The 14089-nt window shown below is 59.2% G+C and carries 15 protein-coding genes; all 15 read right to left on the minus strand.

The genetic code is table 11. From position 1 onward, the window contains the following. Positions 1-440: 440 nt before the first annotated feature. Entirely contained in the window at positions 441-1052 is a 612-nt protein-coding gene (locus AC5E6N_RS18565) for a biliverdin-producing heme oxygenase (RefSeq protein WP_491749210.1), read from the minus strand. A 109-nt stretch (positions 1053-1161) separates the two neighbouring features. Beyond that, the gene (locus tag AC5E6N_RS18570) at positions 1162-1869 is read right to left on the minus strand and encodes a TonB-dependent receptor domain-containing protein (protein WP_491749211.1); all 708 of its coding nucleotides are present in this window, start codon (positions 1867-1869) and stop codon (positions 1162-1164) included. Continuing rightward, positions 1827-3842, minus strand: coding sequence for a TonB-dependent receptor (locus AC5E6N_RS18575; RefSeq protein WP_491749212.1), 2016 nt, complete (start codon positions 3840-3842; stop codon positions 1827-1829). The genes AC5E6N_RS18570 and AC5E6N_RS18575 overlap by 43 nt, the downstream gene beginning before the upstream one ends. Before the next feature lie 212 nt (positions 3843-4054). After that, entirely contained in the window at positions 4055-5008 is a 954-nt protein-coding gene (locus tag AC5E6N_RS18580) for a FecR family protein (RefSeq protein WP_491749213.1), read from the minus strand. A gap of 116 nt (positions 5009-5124) precedes the next feature. Next, complete coding sequence (locus AC5E6N_RS18585; protein ID WP_491749214.1) at positions 5125-5682, minus strand: RNA polymerase sigma factor; 558 nt, start codon at positions 5680-5682, stop codon at positions 5125-5127. Between the two features lie 239 nt (positions 5683-5921). Continuing rightward, the gene (gene paaE / locus AC5E6N_RS18590; protein WP_491749215.1) at positions 5922-7004 is read right to left on the minus strand and encodes a 1,2-phenylacetyl-CoA epoxidase subunit PaaE; all 1083 of its coding nucleotides are present in this window, start codon (positions 7002-7004) and stop codon (positions 5922-5924) included. A gap of 9 nt (positions 7005-7013) precedes the next feature. Further along, positions 7014-7532, minus strand: coding sequence for a 1,2-phenylacetyl-CoA epoxidase subunit PaaD (gene paaD / locus AC5E6N_RS18595; protein ID WP_491749216.1), 519 nt, complete (start codon positions 7530-7532; stop codon positions 7014-7016). A 5-nt stretch (positions 7533-7537) separates the two neighbouring features. Further along, complete coding sequence (paaC, locus tag AC5E6N_RS18600) at positions 7538-8296, minus strand: 1,2-phenylacetyl-CoA epoxidase subunit PaaC (RefSeq protein ID WP_491749217.1); 759 nt, start codon at positions 8294-8296, stop codon at positions 7538-7540. 7 nt (positions 8297-8303) lie between these two features. Next, entirely contained in the window at positions 8304-8591 is a 288-nt protein-coding gene (paaB, locus tag AC5E6N_RS18605; RefSeq protein ID WP_491749218.1) for a 1,2-phenylacetyl-CoA epoxidase subunit PaaB, read from the minus strand. A 45-nt stretch (positions 8592-8636) separates the two neighbouring features. Next, the gene (gene paaA, locus AC5E6N_RS18610; protein WP_491749219.1) at positions 8637-9632 is read right to left on the minus strand and encodes a 1,2-phenylacetyl-CoA epoxidase subunit PaaA; all 996 of its coding nucleotides are present in this window, start codon (positions 9630-9632) and stop codon (positions 8637-8639) included. A 90-nt stretch (positions 9633-9722) separates the two neighbouring features. Beyond that, entirely contained in the window at positions 9723-10622 is a 900-nt protein-coding gene (locus tag AC5E6N_RS18615) for a PaaX family transcriptional regulator (RefSeq protein WP_491749220.1), read from the minus strand. A gap of 36 nt (positions 10623-10658) precedes the next feature. After that, on the minus strand, positions 10659-11249 hold the full coding sequence (locus AC5E6N_RS18620) for a TetR/AcrR family transcriptional regulator (protein WP_491749221.1): 591 nt from the start codon (positions 11247-11249) through the stop codon (positions 10659-10661). Positions 11250-11275: 26 nt separating this feature from the next. Next, positions 11276-12622 carry a phenylacetate--CoA ligase PaaK gene (gene paaK / locus AC5E6N_RS18625; RefSeq protein WP_491749222.1) on the minus strand — a complete coding sequence of 449 codons (1347 nt, stop codon included), beginning with the start codon at positions 12620-12622 and terminating at the stop codon, positions 11276-11278. A 32-nt stretch (positions 12623-12654) separates the two neighbouring features. Continuing rightward, the gene (gene paaI, locus AC5E6N_RS18630; RefSeq protein WP_491749224.1) at positions 12655-13086 is read right to left on the minus strand and encodes a hydroxyphenylacetyl-CoA thioesterase PaaI; all 432 of its coding nucleotides are present in this window, start codon (positions 13084-13086) and stop codon (positions 12655-12657) included. Between the two features lie 34 nt (positions 13087-13120). Next, positions 13121-13909 (minus strand): 2-(1,2-epoxy-1,2-dihydrophenyl)acetyl-CoA isomerase PaaG, encoded by a 789-nt coding sequence (paaG, locus tag AC5E6N_RS18635; RefSeq protein WP_491749223.1) that lies wholly within the window; start codon positions 13907-13909, stop codon positions 13121-13123. Between the last annotated feature and the right edge of the window lie 180 nt (positions 13910-14089).

Below are 14089 nucleotides of genomic sequence, written 5' to 3' on the forward strand. Positions count from 1 at the left end.
TGCCGCCACCCCTGAAAGGACTGTCGTGTTGAAATTCAGAGATGAACGGGCCGGGCGATTTTGCCCTCTGACCGCGTTGGCTTACGCTTGTGGTGGGACAGCACCACGGCGCGCAACCCGCCTTGTCAGCGACCAAAATCGCCGCAGTCAAATGCGTCAATCTGATCACAACTCGCTAGCGCAGCAACCGGCGCCTATGCATGACGAAATGTGCTGCCATTCCAGGCAGGTAGCAAAAGATAATCAGCATGAGCATGCTGCCATATCCGAACGACACCAGGACGGCCAAGGCAACCGGCGTGCCGCAGGTATTGCCGAGGCAGCAGAACCAGCCCGAATCGCGTCTTTGTCGTTGAGTTCATCAAGCGGCTTTTCCGTGAACCAAAGCCCGAGGTCAAGCCGGATGCGACATTAACGGATTATGTGAACCTTGCCCATGATCAGTCGACGAATGTGTTGTGAAGCAGTTCCGATACACGATCGAATGCGCTTTGCGCACCGGCAACAACACGGTTTTCTTCCTCATTGGACAACAGAAGGGAATCCAACACGTCGATGAAACTGCGCCACTGCCTCTTGCGGCCTTTCGGCGAGCCGGCAAGGTGCCGCGCGCCGAATGCCGCCGACAATTTGAGGCGGGCCACCTGTTGTAACAATATGGCCGCGCCAAGGTTCGACCCTTCTGCAACATAAAGCCATCCAAGCGCCGGCGGCAGTTCAGCCGTCGCGCCGTCGCAAAATATTGGCGGTTCATCGTAGAGCGGCATATCTGTCTTCAGATCGAAAAGGTCGTGCTCAATCAGACCAAGCCGCCGGCAGCCTGACAAGTCAGCAAACAGTGTTCCAAGCGCCTTATTCTCATACAATGCATCGATATCACGATGAAAACCGTGCTGGACTTTGAGGAACAGGCAATATCGTTCACGGCTCGAAAATGGCTCGCACGCCATGATTTTTGCGTCGAGACCGTCATGCGCCGGACGTGTTGCCTCCTTCACACGCTTCGAAAGCGAGATATGGGAGACTGTTCGTTTGGTTTCGATCGTCGTCATGCCATCAACAAATTCTGTCGGGTTAAAGAGGTTATCAAACAGGCCGCCACCTGAAAAAAAGCGACCGGGTCGATGTATTTTGGTGTCCGTTTCGTCCTTTGCCCGATCCTCAAAAGTCGAATGAAGTGGTGAAACCCAGGCGGAACGTACGGCCCGGCGCCGGCATTCGATTGACGAACAACGGCGGCAGATAATATTCGTCCGCTATGTTTTCGACACTGAAGTCGAGCGACGTGTTTTCATTGAAGTTGTATGAGCCGAAGACGTCGACGATCGCATTGGATTGCCAGTATCTGGGCACATCGGAAAGGGTCAGTTCGTCGCCCACATCCGGCTGCCGTTCATCGAAAAAGGTCAGGCGCCCGCCCAGTTCCAGCCGCTCGTCGAACCACCGTGTGCCGGCGGTCAGCGTGCCGCTGTAGCGCGGTTGCCGCAGGCTGGATACAACGGTTCCAATGTTCGACGGCATCTCGGTATAGTAGCTGAAATTGAGGTCGGCGAACACGCGGCCTGTGTCATAGAACATGGTGGTTTCGATGCCGGAGACCGATACATTGTCAATGTTCGTGAATGGCGCGCCCAGATAAGGCCGCGCGATGAAGTTCTCATAATCATTGTCGAAATAGACGAGCTTGAAGCGAAGCGTGTCATCAGGCAGGAACACGTTGTCGTCGAGATAATTCACGCCGAATTCCCGGGTTTTGAGAATCTCCGGCTCCAGAAAGGGATCAAACGTCGTTCCGAAAGCATAGCTCTGGCCGAGTTCCACCAGGCTCAGCGCACGGAAGCCTTCCGCATAGAGCGCAAACAGTTGCACACCATCGAGAGCGGCTCCAGTGTCACGCCGAAATTCGGAGAAAGGCGATCCTTGGTGCTTTCGTTTCGTTGTGTGAGTGTTTCCTCGAAACCAGTTCGGAATTCGTTTGTCCTCGACCAGATACGATTGTATTCATTTCGTGCTGGTACGACATTGGCTAAATAACATGCATCAACAGCGGCGGTGTCCGGCCAAAGACTGTCGCACGCATCTTCCGCGTCGAACAGTGCATTCTCCAGCCGGTTCAGTTCGGCCGTAAAGGCGGCGTTGTCAAAGCCGACGGCACGTTTGTTGGTGATTGTCGTGCTGGTGCCTTCAAATCTGTCGTAGCGCACGCCAGCATTTAAGGTAAGCCATTCAGTTGGACTGAACGCGGCGTTGAAATGACTGCCGAACACCTCGCGCGTGCCGTCGAAATCGGATGCATATCCATTGTTGGTGACGACCGGAGGCAGACCAACCGCATAGTCGGTACGGTTAAGTGGCACATTGAGATCGATGATGCCGTCGGAGCGGGAATATTCGCCGCCATAGGTCATGGTCAGTTCGCCGATACCGGTATCGACGATGCTTGTATTCCAGATTTCCGTGCCCCAGCTGGCGTTTTTCTGCGGGGCCTGACGCAACTCCCCCTTTTCTCGTATATGCGTTCCCCAGACATTGGCGTTGAAATTGATCAGGTCGTTGTCGGACTCCCAATGGTAGCGCAGCCAGCCCCGCTTGCTTTCCACATCGTTGAGCGTGGTCTGCGACGGTTCAAAACTTACCAGATTGGTCGGAAAGGCCATGCCGAACTGGCTGTCATAATAGGTAAAGCCCGCATGGATCGAATGACCGTCGTCAAAGAAAGCTGTTCCCTTCAGCAGAAGCGACTCGGTCGCCTCGGATGTGTTGGGCACCTCTTGGCCTGGCCCGATATTGCTGAACGGAAACTCGGTTTGAACACCCTTGCTGTTGCTGGCGTTGAAGGTTTCGTCGCCGTTCTTGCCGGCAAAGTAATTGCCTTCGGTGCGCCGCGCATAGGCCGCGACGAACTCGAAGTGCTCAGACTGGTGTGCGGCCGCGAGGCTGCCGAACCAGTTGTCGTCGGAGAAAACCTCGCCGTCATCCGGGCGAAGGCCGGTATCGGTTCCCAGAAGGTGAAGGCTAGCACAAGCAACGGTGTCCCTTATACCGCAAGTCGGGGCGATGGCGTTGCCGCTTATGCCGCCAATCAAGCGGATGGCGTTATTGCTGCCTTCCGGGACGAGATCGCCGGCATCGAGCAGGCGAACATTGACGACACCGGACGTGGAGCCGGAGCCATAGGGGCCTTTACCCGGACCTTTGGAAACATCGACCCCGCCGATAAATGTAGGATCGACATAACTGCGCTGATCCGAGCCGGCATAGCCTCTGTTGCCGGTGGTTTCCTGCTGCGTTCCTTCCACCATCGTGCGGACGCGGTTCAGGCCCTGCGCGCCACGGATATTGACGTTGAGCGAATTGCCGTCATTGCCGGCGCTGGAGAAGACGCCCGGCACGGTGCGGAAAATGTCGCCCGGCGCGCTCGGCGGGACACGGTTGATCTGCTCCTGTGAGATGTGGGCGTCAGAGCCCGGCGTGGTAAAGGGCACGTCCTCGTCTTTGCTGCGCTGCTCGGAGTCGCCAACTATGATCGTTTCAAGCAGCGACGAGCCGCCTTCCGCAGACTGTTCGGATATGAGAACGCCTGACTCGGATATCAGGACGCGCGAATCAGCGGCAAAAGAATAGCGCAGGCCGGAGCCCTGTAATATCCGAGCGATCGTTTCCTCAGGCGATAGCGAACCGCGAACACCGGAAGAGGTCTTGCCGAAAACAATCGACGCGTCATAGGAAACCTGAGTACGGGACTGAACGCCAAAGGCGGCCAGGGCGGCGCCAAGCGGACCCGCGGGAATATCGAAATCTGTTACCGCGCCCTGCTGCGCGCGGACTTCACCTGTGGCCAAGGATACCGCAAATGACAAGGTCGTTGTTGCGAGCAATCCCGCTACGGTCGCTTTTCTGCCCAGCCTGCCTATTGATCTGAGCGTTCCGCCATAAACCATGTCACCCACTCCTGTACTGTACGCTTACGACGGTGCCTGCCTCACGGGGCGCTCCAGCGTTCCCGTATTGCTTTACGAGCGGGGTTCCGGAATTTTCTCTTTTTTCAGATTTTTTAAACGAGAGACGTAATCGTCACGACGCCGGCGAATTCGCGCACATTGCCTCCAAAGGGCGAGACCACGGCACGAAGAGCGTCAAGAGGATCGCTCAGATCGAACACGCCGCTGACACGCAGTGTTTCCAGGCCGTGATCAACAATCAGCACCATACCGCGATGCCAGCGCGATATTTTGGCGACCAAAGTCGACACGGTCTCGTTTTCAGCGACGAGAAGGCCATCGCGCCAGCGCGCAACCTGCGCCGCATCGCGTATTCCTCTGGTGTAGAGATTGGTCGCACTGTCCAGCGTGATCCAGGAACCGGCATCGAGCTGTTCGGTATTGCCCGCCACCGGACCGGCGATCCGCGAATCGACGCTGCCGCTCTCGGTGGAAACCGTAATGTTTCCCGCATCGATGGAAACCTCGAAGACCGCGTCCAGGGTCGTGGCCGTCAAGGGACCGGCGACAACCGCGAGGCGGTGCCCGAAATCGCTTGCGATCTGAAAATAGGCCATACCGGACAGCAGATCTATTCTTGTCTCGTCATCCGTGGAATCGATTGCGATTGCCGTTTCCGGCCCAAGCGCGATCATGCTGGAATTTGACAATTCGATTGCCTGTATTTCCCCGGTCCCGGTCCTGTGGTCCGCCCTGGCATTCATGATGATGCCCGGGATTACCAGATAGCCGGTCCCGACGGCGGCAAGACCTAACACGCCACTCTTGATGACGGTACGGCGTGAGAGCTTGCCTCTGTCTCCGGCTTGCCGCCGGTCAAACAGAACCTTGCCGGCCATGCCGTGGATCTCGCATACGCGTGCCCACATCCGGGCGTGCTCCGGGCTTTGAGCAACCCAGACTTTGATCTTCTCAACCGAATCTTCGTTACCCGGGTCGTCCTGAAGACGAATTGCCAGATCAGTCGCTTCAATGAAAAGCTGACGATCATCCGGTACTTCGCTCATCACATGTCCCTGATCAACTTCCGCGGCCGAATTTTATGTGTCCTGCAGATGCTTGACCGCTCCCATATAGATTACGAATGAGCGTGCCACTTTTTTCACATCAGCGGCAGGCAAATCTACAAGCCGGCCAACCTGGTGTCGATGTGCTGATATGCGTCGCGGATCAATGACCATGTTCGCGAGACGGAAAGATCAATCTCCGCGGCAACTTCAGCGATCGTCATCTCACCGATGCGATGCATCTCGAAAGCCCGGCGGGTCCGCGTCGGCAATTCCGCCAGCGCCGCTCTGGTCAGCGCCAGCCGCTGCTTGTCATAAACAATTGTCTCCGGCGAAGGCGAAGGATCAGCGATGGATGCAAAATCGTCCGGCGGCAGTTCGACCCAAAAAAAAAGTCGTTTGCGACGCTGGTGGTCGATACACAGATTGCGCGCGATCCTGAACAGATAAGCCGCAGGATTATAGGTGGCCTTGCTCACGCGCGGCGGCCTTGCCAACACGCGCACGAATGTGTCCTGGGTAAGTTCAGCCGCTGTATCTTCATCGAGGCCACGGCGCCGCAGCGCCTTGGTGATATCGCCCGCGTGAAGCACAAACAGATTATGCAGATCCCAACTCAAAGCGACACTAACCCAACACCAGCCATCTCCACCACTGTGCATGGCGGAAGACACATCTAAGGACCGCACCTCGAATTCATCTCATTCGCGGCGCAGACATTGCAGGCATGGCGGGAAAAAACAAGAGTTTTTTTGTCAGTTTTTAAATTATTGCATCTTTATAGGAGTATACGGGATTTTTTGAAAAAATCACCGCAAGCAGGGAAACCGGCCTGCGGTGCCTGTGACCTTTGATGTCGCGGCGGGATCAGCATCGGTCAGAAAACGGACAAGCTAAGGTTTGCGAAGAAGCGTCAGACCTCGTCGAAGTCGAGCACTATCTTTCCGGTCAGCGGGCGCGACTGGCAGGCCAGAACAAAACCGGCGTCCAGTTCCCAGGGCTCAAGGGAATAATTGGACGCCATCTCGACTTCGCCGTCACGCACCTTGCACCGGCAGGTGCAGCACATGCCGCCCTTGCAGGAAAACGGCAGCTCAATACCATTGCGATGCGCCGCGTCGACGACGTTGTCGTCCTGAGCGCCCATCACGATCGATCGCGACGCGCCGTCCAGGAGAGCCTCGACGTCGACGCCCTGTTCGGCCGCCTGTTTGGCTTCCTCAGAGCGCTCGGCACGCGGCGCGCTGCCTTCGGCCGGCGTGAACAGTTCGAAACGTATCCGCTCGGAAGAAACGCCGAGAGCTTCAAGTGTCGCGCGCCCGGCTTCGATCATGTCACCCGGTCCGCACAGGAAGATATTTGTCACCGTTGCCGGATCGAACAGCCCGGATCCGGCAAAGCGCGCAATACGCTCGGCGTCCAGCCGGCCGTGCAGGAGGTCGACATCCTGGCCTTCGCGGCTGAGCACGTGGACGAGTGTAAAGCGCTCCAGAAATCGGTCCTTCAAATCCTCCAGTTGCTCCCGGAAAATGACCGACGCCCGGTCCCTGTTGCCGTAGAACATCGTGAAGGTGCTGTCCGGCTCGCGCATGAGGATGGTCTTGACGATCGAAAAGACCGGCGTGATTCCGGACCCCGCGGTAAAGGCCACATAGTGATTGCCGCTATCGCCCGAAGGCCTGGCGGTGAACCGTCCCTGCGGCGCCATCACGTCCAGTTCCATGCCGGGCTCAAGATTATCGTTGGCGAAATTGGAAAAGACGCCGCCGTCGACACGCTTGATCGCGACCCGCAATTCATCCTCATCCAGGCCGCTGCAGATGGAATAGGTCCGCTGTACGGCTTCGCCGTCCACGTTGGCCCGCAAGGTCAGATACTGGCCGGGCACAAAGGCGAAGGCTGCCCTGCTCTCGTCCGGAACGCTGAAGGCAATGGACACCGCATCGTCGGTCTCCCGTCGGACCTCGGCAATCTTAAGCGAGTGAAATTGGGCCATGCTCGTTCCTCAAAGACACTTGAAGTAATCAAACGGTTCCCGGCAGCTCAGGCAGCGGTAGAGCGCCTTGCAGGGCGTCGACCCGAACTCGCTGACGCGTTCGGTTTCAGCCGCTGCGCAATGCGGACACTGAACCACGGCTTCGCCGAACAGGGCGCGTTTGGAGTTCGATGATTTTTCGGGCGGCGCGATGCCGTACTCCCGCAGCTTCCTGCGCCCTTCATCGCTGATCCAGTCGGTCGTCCAGGCCGGGCTGAGAACGGCCTCCACGCGGGCATCCTCGAAACCGGCGGACTGAAGCGCCTCCAGCACCATCTGCTCGATGAATTGTGTCGCCGGACATCCCGAATAGGTGGGCGTGACCCGCGCGACGACCCGCCCGTCGGCGTCGACATCGACAGAGCGCAGGATACCGAGGTCCTCCACCGTGACGACGGGTATCTCCGGATCGGGCACGGCGGCCGCGGCGTCCCAGGCCGCCTTGCGATGGCCGGTGTCCGGTTTGCTCATGTCGACGACCCCGCTCATGGCGGCTACCAGCTCAGCCCGGGATAGGTGCGCTGCATATACTGCAACTCACTGAGGACATGGCCGAGATGCTCGGTATGAAGCCCGCTTCGCCCGCCGGTCTGCATATGGCCGGCTTCGGGAAGTGTCAGCGTCGCCTCTTTCAAGACGGCATCCACCGTCTGCCGCCACTCGCCGGCGAGCGTCTGCGGATCGACGGCGTAGCCGGCACCGACCGCTGCCCTGGTGACCTCGTCGCTCTCAAACAGTTCTCCGGTGTACATCACCAGCGCATCGAGCGCCTCTTCCATGCGCGCATGGCTTTCATCCGTCCCGTCGCCAAGGCGAATGACCCATTCGGAGGTGTGGCGCAGATGATAGGCCACCTCCTTGCTGGCTTTGGCCGCAATGGCGCTCAGCGTGGCATCCGTGGAGCGCTCCATCTCCCGCCAGAAGGGCACCATGAAGGCGGCGACAAAGAACTGGCGCGTAATGGTCTGGGCAAAATCACCATTGGGAAGTTCGGCAATCAGCGCGTTAAGATAGTCACGTTCATAGCGCAGGAAGGCAAGTTGATCCTCATCCCGGCCCTTGCCTTCCACCTCACCCGCATAGGCATAAAGCGCCCTTGCCTGCCCCATCAGGTCAAGCGCGATATTGGTGAGCGCCAGATCTTCCTCCAGTGTCGGGCCCTGGCCGCAAAGCTCGCCCAGCCGCTGGCTGAGGATCAGGTGATCATCCGCCAGACGCAGAACATAGGTGAACAGTGTCTGATCGTTCGCCATTGTCGCCTCACATGTTTCCGACGTCTTCGGGAATTTCATAGAAGGTCGGATGCCGGTAGATCTTCGATGCGGTCGGCTCGAACATCATGTCTTTTTCAACCGGATCGGACGCGACGATATCGCTCGAACGCACCACCCAGACGCTCTGCCCTTCGCCGCGCCGCGTATAGACGTCGCGCGCGGCCTGCAGCGCAAGCTCGGCATCCGCCGCGTGGATCGATCCGGCGTGTTTGTGGCTCAGACCGTTGCGGGCTCGGATAAAGACTTCCCATAAAGGAGTTGCAGCTTCGGTCATGGAAACACCTTTTCATAAGATAAGGAGACTGAATGCGGGCGCTTGCTATTCGGCCGCGACCCTGGCTGAGGCTTCGCGCTCGGCGCGCTTTTCGGCGTAGGCCAGCGCCGCCTCACGGACCCAGGCGCCCTCCCGCTCCACCCTGCGGCGGGTGCGCATGCGTTCGCGGTTGCAGATGCCGTCGCCCTTGACCACGCGCCAGAACTCGTCCCAGTCGATGTCGCCGTGGTCGTAGCCCTGCTTGTCCTCGTTCCATTTCAGTTCGGGATCGGGAGCCTTCAGGCCCAGGAACTCGGCCTGCGGGACGGTCGCGTTGATGAACTTGTCGCGCAGATCGTCATTGGAAAAACGCTTGATCTTCCACAGCATCGATTGCTGTGAATGAACCGATTCGCCCTCCGACGGGCCGAACATCATCAGCGAAGGCCACCAGAAACGGTCCAGCGCATCCTGCGCCATTGCCCTTTGTTCGTCCGAGCCGTTGCACAGGGTAATGAGGATCTCGTAGCCTTGGCGCTGATGGAAGCTCTCTTCCTTGCAGATGCGGATCATCGCCCGGGCATAGGGACCATAGGAACAGCGGCACAGCGCGATCTGGTTCATGATGGCCGCGCCGTCGACAAGCCAGCCAATGGCGCCGATATCGGCCCAGGTCAGCGCCGGATAGTTGAAGATCGAGGAGTATTTGGCAGCGCCCGACAGAAGCTGTCCGGTCATCTCCTCCCGGCTGACGCCGAGCGTCTCGGCGGCCGAATAGAGATAAAGACCGTGCCCGCCCTCGTCCTGGACCTTCGCGAGCAAAGCCGCCTTCCGGCGCAGGGACGGCGCACGGGTAATCCAGTTGCCCTCGGGCTGCATGCCGATGATTTCGGAATGGGCGTGCTGCGATATCTGGCGGATCAGCGTCTTGCGATAGCCTTCGGGCATCGGATCGTTCGGCTCGATCTTCTGCTCGGCGTCGATACGCGCCTGAAATGCGGCCAGAAACGCCTCGTCCTCATCAGTCTTGCCGTCGGCGCCAATAAGCCCCTGTGAGTACATATCCCTGATCCTTCTCCAATTTAGAAAGATTATACGTTACAAAAATAACATCGTCAACGATATTTCCGTAACACAAAGAGGGAATCCCGCTTACCCGGCAAAGCGCCGCGCAATGTCAATTTCGGGCCGGGCGATCGCCTGTTCATGCGAATTCACGCAGGTATCAAGCCACGCTTCGCTCGGCTTTGCCAGATGCATGTAAATCGCAGAAGCCAACCGCCGCGCTTCATCACCCGGCCACATCGGCGGTGTAAGCTCGGACGGAAATGCCGGATCGCGCAGCGCCAGACGGCGAAAGTGGTGAATGAGGAGGCTTCGTGCGGCCATGGCGGTCAGCGGATCAGGTTTCGCCCCATTGTCCAGAACACGCTTGAGCGGACCGAACAGCGCGATAAAGCCCGCATAGGTCTGCTCGACGTCATGCAACTGCCAGGCCTGCGAGACCATGGACCGCGCGTCCGTCCCGCCATCAAGGACCGACTTGAACAGGAACTCGCCGCTTTGGAGGACGGGTGCCGCCGCGTCATTGCCGACATCCGGTCGCACAAACACGGTCGGGGTCAGCGCGCCGAAGCCATTTGCCCGCAACTGCCTGCGTCGGACATCCCGTCCCTCGCCCGCTTCGCCTGAAAGGACCAGCACCAGCCATTGGCCGGACCACCGGCTCGCGGCAGCACCGTAGATCCTCAGCCCGGCCTGCGCGAACTCCTCCTCCCCTGCAGGCGCAAGCCGGTAAAAGCTCTTGCGGCCGGTCTTGATGCGCGTCAGCCAGCCATCCGCCGTCAGGCGTGACATCGCCGCGCGCAGGGCCGTCGGCTCGATGCGGAGGCGACCCATCAGCTCCTGCAGCGACCCGAGCCAAAGCTCTCCGCCACGGGGAATAACCGCATCTCCAAAAACGGTGATAACCAGGGACCAGACGCGGATGCGCTCCTGCGCATGGAAACCGTCAACAAGCGCTTCGACTTCTCTGGCGGCGGAATCAGACATAGCGCCTATATGACCTGTCGGCGCCGACAGGGCAACTTAGCTCAAGCCGCGTGTGCCATCGACAATGAGCCGGCTTGCCAGCTTCGCATATTCCTCCCGGCCGATGCCGCCCTTGGGCCGAAACCACATATAATGCCAGTTCAACATGCCAAAGAGCGACATCGTCACGGGCTTGACGAGCCTTGGAGCAAGATCCGGATTTATCCCGCGAACCGCATCGGCAAAACAGGCGACCAGACGCCGCTCAAGATCCTTCAGTGCCTCCTGCTGCTCGCGCGGAAGATGTTTCATCTCGTTGATCTGAACCTTGTGCTCGTGATCGGCCTCGCGATACGCGTCCAGCAGCGCGGCGATCAGCAGTTCGATGCGCTCCTCCGGGTCCGCATCCGGCCGGTCGGCCGCTTCGACCGTCAGGCAAAGCTCTTTCAGATGGGAGCCGATCACATCGTATAAGAGCGCGTCCTTGCCGGAATAATAGTGGTAAAGCAACGCCTTGGAGACACCGCAAACCTCCGCGAGCTGCGACATGGACGAGCGGTCATAGCCGACATCCGCAAAGAGCCTCGCCGCCGATTGCAGGATCGCGCCCCGCTTGACGTCATAATCCAGGGCTTTCGTTCTGGCCAAAGGTTCCCCCGTTCTCGCGGACCGGTTTAGTCGGTTTTGCGGCTGTCGACAACGCGCCGCGCTTTGCCGGCTGACCGTTCCACGCCTCCCGGCTCTTTCACCGTCACCCTGGCCGTCACGCCCAAGGTGCTTTTGACATGCCCGGCCAGTTCCTTGCCGCTCGCTTGCCGTTCATCCTCACCGGCCGCATCCTCCGTCGCTTCGACGTTGATGATCATGGTGTCCATGCGGCCCTCACGTGTGAGTTCGATCTGGTAGTGCGGGGTCAGGCCGCTACATTTGAGCAGTTGTTCCTCAATCTGCGTCGGGAAGATGTTCACGCCGCGCACGATCATCATATCGTCCGAGCGCCCGGTCACCTTTTCCATGCGCCGCATGGTGCGGGCGGTCCCCGGCAGCAGCCGTGTCAGATCCCGCGTGCGGTAGCGGATGATCGGAAAGGCCTCCTTGGTCAGCGACGTGAATACGAGTTCGCCCTTCTCGCCGTCCGGCAACAGCTCACCGGTGTCGGGATCGATGATCTCCGGATAAAAGTGATCCTCCCAGATATGCAGACCGTCCTTTGTCTCCACGCATTCATTGGCAACGCCCGGACCCATGACCTCCGACAGGCCGTAAATATCAACGGCGTCCATGTCGAAGGCGTCCTCGATTTCGCTGCGCATGGAGTTCGTCCAGGGCTCGGCGCCGAATATCCCGACCTTGAGCGATGCCTCCCTCGGGTCGATGCCCGCGCGACGGAATTCATCGAGCACAGACAACATGTAGGACGGTGTGACCATGATGATCTGCGGCTTGAAATCGTGGATCAGCGTGACCTGCCGCTCGGTCATCCCGCCGGAGACGGGCACGACGGTGCAGCCGAGTTTCTCGGCGCCGTAATGGGCGCCGAGACCGCCTGTGAACAGGCCGTAGCCATAGGCGACATGCACCATTTCGCCGGGGCGCCCGCCACTCGCATAGATCGACCGCGCGACAAGATGGGACCAGGTGTCGATATCGCGATCCGTATAGCCGACTACTGTCGGCTTGCCTGTTGTCCCCGAGGAGGCATGCACGCGCGCGAGCCGCTCACGCGGAACCGAGAACATGGAAAACGGATAGTTGTCACGCAGGTCCTGTTTTATGGTGAAGGGAAACCGCGCGAGGTCTTCAAGGCTCGCAAGGTCGTCGGGGTGAACGCCGTTATTGTCGAAATGCGCCTTGTAAAACGGCGAATTGTCATAGGCGTGGCACAGGGTTTCCTTCAGCCGCCGTAGCTGCAGGCCGGCGATCTCGTCCCTCGACGCCGTTTCGATGGCATCGAGGCCGGGATGTTTTTCGGCCGCGATCGTCGCCGGCGCTCCGGCTTCATGTCTTGGTTGTGCCTGCATCGATGCATCCTCCCGTCTGCGGGCCGCCGGCGTCAGCCTTCGTCCGGCAGATGTGTTCCCTTGACCGTACGCGAATGACCGCGGAACTCGGCCACCACGTCTCCGTCGTCCCGCGTCACCCGAATATCGTAAATTCCTCCGCGACCGGCTTTCTGGATCTCCCGCGCCGTCGCCGTGAGCTTCTCACCCGATTTGACCGGCAACAGGAACGTTATGGCGCAATGCTGTGCAACGGTGGCCTGATTGTAACCGTTGCAGGCGAAGGCAAAGGCGCTGTCCGCCAGCGTGAAGATGTATCCACCGTGACAGATATCGTGGCCGTTGGTCATGTGATCGAGAACGATCATCGAAAGCGTCGCGGACCCCGCCGAAATCGCCTCGATCTTCATACCCATATGCTTCGACGCCTTGTCGTTCGCCCACATGGCGTCAGCACAGGCGCGAGCCAGTCCATCGGCACTCATGGATTTCAGATCACCGCTGCCTTCCGTCACCGTACTATCTCCGCCCGGTGAAGGCAGGCACCCGTTTTTCCAGGAACGCCGATACGCCCTCGGCGTAATCCGGTGTTTTGCCCGCCTCGCGTTGCAGATCGCGCTCCAGATCGAGTTGCGTATCGAGATCGTTTTCGCAGGCGGCCTGAATCAAAGTCTTGGTCAGGCCGAGCCCGATGGTCGGCCCCTTGGCAAACGACGCAGCCAAGGCATGCGCTTCCTCCATCAGGGCCCCGGCATCGACTGCTTTCCAGATCAACCCCCACGCTTCCGCCGTTTCAGCGTCCACCGGGGTGCCCGTCAGCATAATGGCCTTTGCCCGCGCCTCTCCAATCAGGCGCGTCACCGTCCACGATCCGCCGCTGTCCGGCACAAGCCCGATCTTGGCGAACGCCTGAATGAACTTTGCGGATCGCGATGCGAGGACGATATCGCACGCAAGCGCGACATTCGCGCCCGCGCCCGCTGCGACTCCATTGACCGCGCAGATGATCGGAAACTGTATGGCGCGGATCTTGCGCACAAGCGGATTGAAATAGGTTTCGATCGTGTGGCCGAGATCGGCAGGCTCTCCCTGCGGAGCGCGCTCATCGAGATCCTGCCCGGCACAAAACCCGCGTCCCGCGCCGGTGAGCACCACCGCCCTGCAATCGGGATCCTCGTCGGCCTGGTTCAGCGCTTCCAGAAGGGATTTGTTTTGAACCGGGGTGAACGCATTCAGCTTGTCCGGACGATTGAGTGTTATGACGACATAACCGTCGCGCTGATCCACGAGTACCTTGCCGTCGTTCATCGCCGTTCTCCCCTCAAATCAGATGTCACGATCTGCCTCCTCAATTTATGTTGCATAAACCGACCGGTTGGTCAATGATTGGATCAATGGTTGACTGATCCGTCAGGAGGAAAGAATGAGCGCTTTTTTTGAGGCACACAAGGCAACGCTTGACAAAGCACTGGATGTGTCCAGAACCCG

The sequence above is a fragment of the Hoeflea sp. genome (genome assembly GCF_984452065.1).

Excerpts from the sequence above, each read along its gene's own strand:
- AC5E6N_RS18565 (WP_491749210.1), bottom strand. The coding sequence starts at position 1,052 with ATGACGACGATCGAAACCAAACGAACAGTCTCCCATATCTCGCTTTCG.
- paaD (WP_491749216.1), bottom strand. The coding sequence starts at position 7,532 with ATGAGCGGGGTCGTCGACATGAGCAAACCGGACACCGGCCATCGCAAG.
- paaE (WP_491749215.1), bottom strand. The coding sequence starts at position 7,004 with ATGGCCCAATTTCACTCGCTTAAGATTGCCGAGGTCCGACGGGAGACC.
- paaG (WP_491749223.1), bottom strand. The coding sequence starts at position 13,909 with ATGAACGACGGCAAGGTACTCGTGGATCAGCGCGACGGTTATGTCGTC.
- paaB (WP_491749218.1), bottom strand. The coding sequence starts at position 8,591 with ATGACCGAAGCTGCAACTCCTTTATGGGAAGTCTTTATCCGAGCCCGC.
- paaI (WP_491749224.1), bottom strand. The coding sequence starts at position 13,086 with ATGAGTGCCGATGGACTGGCTCGCGCCTGTGCTGACGCCATGTGGGCG.
- paaK (WP_491749222.1), bottom strand. The coding sequence starts at position 12,622 with ATGCAGGCACAACCAAGACATGAAGCCGGAGCGCCGGCGACGATCGCG.
- paaC (WP_491749217.1), bottom strand. The coding sequence starts at position 8,296 with ATGGCGAACGATCAGACACTGTTCACCTATGTTCTGCGTCTGGCGGAT.
- AC5E6N_RS18580 (WP_491749213.1), bottom strand. The coding sequence starts at position 5,008 with ATGAGCGAAGTACCGGATGATCGTCAGCTTTTCATTGAAGCGACTGAT.
- paaA (WP_491749219.1), bottom strand. The coding sequence starts at position 9,632 with ATGTACTCACAGGGGCTTATTGGCGCCGACGGCAAGACTGATGAGGAC.
- AC5E6N_RS18615 (WP_491749220.1), bottom strand. The coding sequence starts at position 10,622 with ATGTCTGATTCCGCCGCCAGAGAAGTCGAAGCGCTTGTTGACGGTTTC.